This is a genomic window from Citrobacter sp. Colony219, from assembly GCF_019382635.1.
Lineage (GTDB): Bacteria > Pseudomonadota > Gammaproteobacteria > Enterobacterales > Enterobacteriaceae > Citrobacter > Citrobacter youngae.
Window position 1 is genome coordinate 1,565,928 of the sequence record NZ_CP080033.1, and the last position, 6,739, is coordinate 1,572,666.

Annotated in this window: 7 protein-coding genes; 4 read left to right on the forward strand and 3 right to left on the reverse strand. The window is 54.9% G+C overall.

Features of this window, described 5'->3' with window-relative positions; genetic code table 11:
* Positions 1-9 precede the first annotated feature (9 nt).
* The 4 genes from JTI85_RS06720 (at position 10) to JTI85_RS06735 (ending at position 3,962) form a co-directional block, all read left to right on the forward strand.
* Positions 10-1,143 carry a porin gene (locus JTI85_RS06720; RefSeq protein WP_048212385.1) on the forward strand — a complete coding sequence of 378 codons (1,134 nt, stop codon included), beginning with the start codon at positions 10-12 and terminating at the stop codon, positions 1,141-1,143.
* Between the two features lie 256 nt (positions 1,144-1,399).
* Positions 1,400-2,230 (forward strand): MetQ/NlpA family ABC transporter substrate-binding protein, encoded by an 831-nt coding sequence (locus tag JTI85_RS06725; protein WP_040232652.1) that lies wholly within the window; start codon positions 1,400-1,402, stop codon positions 2,228-2,230.
* A 63-nt stretch (positions 2,231-2,293) separates the two neighbouring features.
* Complete coding sequence (gene sfbB / locus JTI85_RS06730) at positions 2,294-3,310, forward strand: virulence-associated ABC transporter ATP-binding protein SfbB (protein WP_219352310.1); 1,017 nt, start codon at positions 2,294-2,296, stop codon at positions 3,308-3,310.
* Positions 3,303-3,962 carry a methionine ABC transporter permease gene (locus JTI85_RS06735; protein WP_048212383.1) on the forward strand — a complete coding sequence of 220 codons (660 nt, stop codon included), beginning with the start codon at positions 3,303-3,305 and terminating at the stop codon, positions 3,960-3,962. The genes sfbB and JTI85_RS06735 overlap by 8 nt, the downstream gene beginning before the upstream one ends.
* On the opposite strand, the gene mnmH is transcribed toward JTI85_RS06735, so the two are convergent.
* The 3 genes from mnmH to purE all read right to left on the reverse strand — a co-directional run bounded on the left by mnmH (position 3,963) and on the right by purE (position 6,718).
* Positions 3,963-5,048, reverse strand: coding sequence for a tRNA 2-selenouridine(34) synthase MnmH (gene mnmH, locus JTI85_RS06740; RefSeq protein WP_219352312.1), 1,086 nt, complete (start codon positions 5,046-5,048; stop codon positions 3,963-3,965).
* A gap of 96 nt (positions 5,049-5,144) precedes the next feature.
* Positions 5,145-6,212, reverse strand: coding sequence for a 5-(carboxyamino)imidazole ribonucleotide synthase (purK, locus tag JTI85_RS06745; RefSeq protein ID WP_219352314.1), 1,068 nt, complete (start codon positions 6,210-6,212; stop codon positions 5,145-5,147).
* Positions 6,209-6,718, reverse strand: a complete 510-nt coding sequence (gene purE / locus JTI85_RS06750; RefSeq protein WP_005125240.1) for a 5-(carboxyamino)imidazole ribonucleotide mutase — start codon at positions 6,716-6,718, stop codon at positions 6,209-6,211. Before purE ends, purK begins: the two co-directional genes overlap by 4 nt.
* Positions 6,719-6,739 lie beyond the last annotated feature (21 nt).

Here is a 6,739-nt window from a genome sequence, read left to right on the forward strand (position 1 = left end):
GTACAAATAATGACTATAAAAAAAACGGCGCTGGCAGTATCGATCGGCGCAGCAGTGGCATTAACGACTTTCGCCTCTCAGGCGGAAATCACGGTCCTGAAACAAGATCCGCAAGCGGGCAATCCGCTGAGCCGTCTTAATTTCACCGTCGGCGGGAGTATTCGTCCGCAGTTCCAGAATATGGCTGGTGACGATGGGAAGAATGGCTACAAACGTAATGGCTTCGACGGCGGGACGCGTTTCCGCTTCGCCGCTGACTACTATCTGTTTGATGACATCAGTTGGGTGAGCTACTACGAGCTGGGTGTTAACTTCCCGGCGATGTTCAACTGGGACAATCACTATGCTAACGGTGCCAACGATACCACGCGTCGTATGCTGTACACCGGTCTGAAGAGCGCGACCTGGGGTACGCTGACCTTCGGTCAACAGAACAGCATTTACTATGATGTGGTGGGTGCGAAAACGGATATCTGGGACTACGACATGATCGGCCAGGCGCCAGGTAACGGTATCAATGGCGACTACGACGGTTCCTATCGTACACGTAAGTCACTGAAGTATAAAAATACGGTAGGCGATGTTGATCTTTACGCGTCTTATCTGTTCAGCGATGACTACAACCCGAATAACGGCCTGCGTTACAAACGTAAAGGTGGCGGCTCGCTGGGTGTGGATTATCACATTACCGATGACCTGACCTGGGGTACGGCGTGGAACTACACCCGTGCGGAAATGCGTGGTAACACCAGCAAAACCTACGATCAAAACATCGTCGGTACCGCGCTGAGCTGGAAACCGGACAACTGGACCTTCTCAATGGGCGGCGGCTGGTATCAGAACTTCATGACCACCAAAAAAGTCTCGGTTAACGACTACTTTGCCGGTGATGCCTGGGGTCTGGAATACTTCGCGGGTTACACCTTCCCGGTTGGTCAGTATGCGCTGAAATCCGTTCAGCCATACTTTATGGGCGATCGTATTGAATACGTGAATGGTCGTAACTACCTGCGCACCGACAACGGTGTGGGTATCAGCTTCCAGCTGGATTACGGTTTCCGTGTGGATTACGAACACGTCTTCACCTCCAGCACCGACAATCTGGGTGATATGAACCTGGTTCGTCTGCGTTACGATTTCTAATCAAACGCCCGATGCCCGATGCGCTTATCGGGCCTAAGAAAGCTGTTGTAGGCCGGATAAGGCACTTGTGCCGACATCCGGCTTTTTCATGCCATCTCACATTTAAAAACACACTCTGCAACATCATGAAATAATTTCAAGGACAGCAGGTTGTGATCTGTGTCATGTTAACAATCAGCCTGTTAAACAGGTTAACAACAACAACGCCGCAAGAACGGTGTGAGACATGACATCACAACATTAAAATGGAGAGATTATGGGATTGCGTCAGAGTTTACGCGTCGCGACCGGGGCGCTGTTACTGGCCTGTGGATTACAATTTGCTCATGCGAACAGTGATCCGCACACCATCGTATTTGGCGTCGCGCCTGGGCCGTACGGCGATATGGTAAAACAAGCCATTGCCCCTACGCTGAAAGAGAAAGGCTATAAGGTCGTGGTGCGCGAATTCAGCGACTACGTGCAGCCGAACATGGCGCTCTCCAACGGCAGCATTGATGCCAACCTGTTCCAGCACTCGCTTTACTTTGACAAATTCACCGCCGATAAAGGCCTGAAGCTGAGCAAGCTGATTGTGGTTCCAACGGCCGGGATGGGTTTTTACTCACATAAAATCAAAAGCCTGGATGAGTTGAAAAAAGGGGATGTGATCACGCTTTCCAACGATCCCACCAACCTGGCTCGCGGCCTGCGATTCCTGCAGTCAATTGGCCTTATCACCATCAAAGATAACATCGACCCGACTAAAGCCTCTGAGCGCGATATCGCCAGCAACCCGAAAGGGCTGGTGTTTAAACCGCTGGAGGCAGCACAGCTGCCGCGCACGCTGGACGGCGTGACCGGGGCATTGGTTAACGGTAACTTTGCCGTGGCGGCAAAACTGGATCTCGCCAGCGCCATCAAGCAAGAGCATCTGGATGAAAATCTGAAAAATATCATTGCGGTACGCAGTGAAGATGCAGATAAACCGTTCGCCAAAGATATTGTTGAGGCGGTGAAATCTCCGGCATATCGCGCCGTGATCGACGACCCGAAAAATATCTACAGCGCCTTCCAGAAACCGGAATGGATGTCGGCAGCCCAATAATCGCTGCGCACAAGGGTTAACAGGGGCAGCGACGACTGCCCTTTTCGCATTTCTGAGGTGGCTATGATTGAGATAGAAAAGGTTTGCGTGGACTTCGCCGCAGGCCGTGGAGCATCAACCCGGGCGGTTGATGACGTCAGCTTGCGCATTGGCGCAGGTGAAATATTTGGCATTGTTGGAACCAGCGGTGCGGGAAAAAGTACGCTGCTGCGCACCCTGAACGCCTTAACGCGTCCGAGCCAGGGAAGCGTAAAGGTGAACGGCGTAGAAATTTCCGCACTGGAAGGCGCGCATCTACGTAAAGCCCGTCAGCGTATAGGGATGATTTTTCAACATTTTAATCTGATGCATACCCGTACCGTGGCGCAAAACGTCGCCTTTAGCCTGAAGGCTGCCGGATGGGAACGCAGTAAAATTGGCCCGCGCGTGAGCGAAATCCTGTCGCTGGTGGGGCTGTCAGACAAGGCGAACCGCTTTCCGGTTCAGCTCAGCGGTGGGCAAAAGCAGCGCGTGGGTATTGCCCGTGCGATTGCTAATCACCCGGATGTGTTGCTGTGTGATGAACCGACTTCCGCATTGGATCTGGAAACGTCAGCCACGATTCTGACGTTGCTTAAGCAGATCAACCAACAGTTGGGGATCACGATCGTGCTGATCACCCATGAGATGAACGTGATCAAATCCATTTGCGATCGCGTGGCGGTGATGTCCGGTGGCAAGGTAGTGGAGTCTGGTGAGGTGTTTGATGTTTTTGCTCACCCGCAGCACGCTTTCACTCAGCAACTGGTGTCGCATACTCTCAATCTGACGCTACCCGACCGTCTGCGCCAGCATCTGCCCGGTCAGTTGCTGAAAATTCTGTTCATCGGTGATTCGGCAGAACAGCCGGTGTTGTCAGACGTGGCGGTTAAATTTGGCGTGGCGGTGAACATTCTGCACGGCAAAATTGAATATATCGGCGAACGTGCGCTGGGGATTCTGGTGGTGCAACTCACCGCGCCGCATAACCCTTCTGCGGTGGATATCGCCGTGGAACATATTCGTCAACGTACTGCACAGGTGGAGGTGATTCGTGGATGATTTATTGCCGGATTTGACGCTGGCGTTCAATGAAACCTTCCAGATGCTGAGCATCTCTACGCTGTTGGCGATTATTGGCGGTCTGCCGCTCGGTTTTCTTATTTTCGTTACCGATCGGCATTTATTCTGGCAAAACCGTTTTGTGTATCTGCTCAGCTCCGTGCTGGTGAATATTATCCGTTCGGTGCCGTTTGTGATCCTGCTGGTTCTGTTGTTGCCGCTCACCCAGTTTTTGCTCGGCAATACCATTGGACCCATCGCGGCGTCGGTCCCACTTTCGGTAGCAGCAATTGCTTTCTATGCCCGTCTGGTTGATAGCGCGCTACGTGAAGTCGATAAAGGCATTATCGAGGCGGCGGAAGCCTTTGGCGCCAGCCCGATGCGCATCATCTGCACCGTTCTGTTACCGGAGGCGAGCGCGGGTCTGCTGCGTGGGTTGACGATAACGCTGGTGAGTTTGATCGGTTACTCCGCAATGGCCGGTATCGTTGGCGGCGGTGGGGTGGGCGACCTGGCGATTCGCTTTGGTTATTACCGTTACGAAACCCAGGTCATGGTAGTCACCGTGGTGGCGCTGATTATTCTGGTGCAGGTCGTTCAGGTGCTGGGCGACTGGTTGGCGAAACGCGCAGACAAGCGCGACAGACATTGATTACTGTACGCTAAGCCAGTCAGCCACCTCCTGCCATGAGCCGCGAAAGACGATTTTCGCGGCTTTCTTTTCCAGTTGATAGCGATACATCGGGTCGTAATATTCGTTGAGCAACGGCACCAGCCAGCCCATATGCGCGTCGGTACTGCCGTTGGCTTGTTGCTCTTGCAGGGCGACGTCGAGCAGTGCGGTCAGCTCGGCAAAACGCTGTAAACCCAGACGGCGGCGGATAGCAAACAGGCCGTGATGCAAATATTCACAGTACTCCTGCCAGCCCTGACTCTCGCCATAAACGTGGGTGAAATCGTGGTGCATACGGATAAAATACTCTTCGCGCAGGCGCTCCAGCCGTAGCTCAAAAGGATCGTCCACCACCGCAATAGATGCCTGGGTCATGCGCTCGCGCAGGCATTCGGGCAGATGATTAGCGCCGATCATGCGGCCTTCGTCCTCAAGTACCCACAGACGCAGATCCTGACGGCTGTCGGTTTTCAGCATTTCGACCGCCAGCAGGTTTTCAAAGCTTGCCTGGCTAAGCTGCGGTTCAACGGTGCGACCAAACGAGGAACCGCGATGGTGCGCCAGACCTTCGAGATCCACACCGTTTGGCTGTTGTTGCACCAACTGCGTTTTACCGTTCCCAGTACAGCCGCCAATTAAGACGATCGGTTTTTGCACCAGCTCTTCAGTCAGTTGAATCGCCGCCTGACGCAATGCTTTATAACCGCCTTGTATTAGCGGGTAGTCAACACCGGACTCGTGCAGCCACTGCTGCACAATGTGCGAGCGCTGGCCGCCGCGCGCGCAGCATAAATATCCTTTTGGGTGCTGGCGACAAGCATTCAGCCAGGCCTTCATGCGTTGCTGGCGAGTCTCGCCACAGACCAGTTGATGGCCGAGCGCGAGGGCGGCCTCAGGCCCCTGACGTTTATAACAGGTACCCACGGCGGCACGTTCGTCATCGTTCATTAAGGGAAGGTTTATTGCGCCCGGCATTGTGCCCTGCTGAAATTCGACGGGGGCGCGTACATCGATTAAAGGCGTACCGGCGAGCAGAATTGCGCGATAGTCCGTTCCATCGTTCATGTTCAGTCCTGAAAATACAAAACAGCAATGGAGGAGATTTTACGCGCCAGAAGAGGGGCCGGGGAAGGATAAAATCAACTCCCCGGCATTAATGGCTTATTTCAGCTTTGACTGCGCCCAGATAATGCCGCTGGCATATTCCGGCGGCAGCAGGGGGATAAGCGCCTCCAGCGTCGCGCTAAGACGTGCAGTATCGCTGTCGCTCAGGTTCAGATGACCCACCTTACGACCTTCACGCACTTCTTTGTCATACCAGTGCAGGTGCACCAGCGGCAGCTTCAGCCAGTCGTAGTTCAGGTCGCTACCAATCAGGTTTACCATCACCGAAGGATTATTCACCACCGGGGTCGGTAACGGCAGGCTGGTAATGGCGCGCAGGTGCAGCTCAAACTGGCTGATGCTGGCGCCGTTTTGCGTCCAGTGCCCGCTGTTGTGCACGCGAGGCGCCAGTTCGTTGATCAACAGACCTTCCGGGGTGATGAAACACTCCATCGCCATCACGCCGACATACCCCAGTTCCTGCATGATGGCAGAGAGCATCGCTTCGGCCTGTGCCTGCTGTCTGGCGTTAGCCTGCGGGAAGACCACGCTGGTGCGCAGAATACCGTCCTGGTGCAGGTTATGGGTCAGCGGATAGAAGACGGTGCTGCCGTCGTGCGCACGAGCGCCTACCAGCGACACTTCACCAGAGAAATTGATTCCCTGCTCGACGATACACTCGCCGTAGCAATCATCCGGCAGTTGTTCGGTTTCATTGGCGCGTAAACGCCACTGTCCACGACCGTCGTAGCCGCCGACGCGACGCTTGACGATCGCCAGCGCACCCAGTTTGTCGAATACCGCAGGCCACTCGCTTTTATCCGCCAACAGTTGCCACGGCGCAGTTGCCAGGCCGAGCTTGTCGAAAAGCTGCTTTTGCGTGAGACGGTCGGCAATAATCGGGAAAACGTCGCGGTTAACAAACGCCGGGTGGCGCGCCAGTTCGCGGGTGAGTGCGGTTTCCGGCCAGCGCTCGATCTCAGCGGTAATGACGCTTTGCTGAAAGGGGACGGCGGCGGGCTCTGCATCCAGTCCGACGGGCCAGACCGAAATGCCCAGCGGCTCGCCGGCCTGACGCAACATGCGCCCTAACTGACCGTTACCGAGTACGCAGACCTGCTTCATGCCGCACCTCGCGGGTCCGGGTTCTCCAGTACCTCATCGGTTTGCGCTTTGCGCCAGTCGCTCAGACGCTGATGTAATGCTTTGTCGTGTGTTGCCAGAATTTGTGCTGCCAGCAGGGCCGCATTTGCCGCACCCGCTTTGCCGATCGCCAGTGTTCCAACGGGAATGCCGCGCGGCATTTGAACAATGGAGTAGAGGCTATCTACGCCGCTCAACGCTGCGCTTTGCACCGGAACGCCTAACACGGGGACCAGCGTTTTCGCTGCAATCATGCCCGGCAGATGCGCTGCGCCGCCAGCACCGGCAATAATCACCTGATAACCGTTTTCTTCAGCGCTTTCGGCGAAGCTGAACAGTTTATCAGGGGTACGGTGAGCGGAGACGACTTCAACATGATGCGGAACGTCCAGCATTTCGAAGATTTCGGCGGCGAACTGCATGGTAGCCCAGTCGCTTTTGGACCCCATCACGATGGCGACTCGCGCCGGATTATTGCGGGAAGACATGCGTCTAAAAACTCCTGTGGT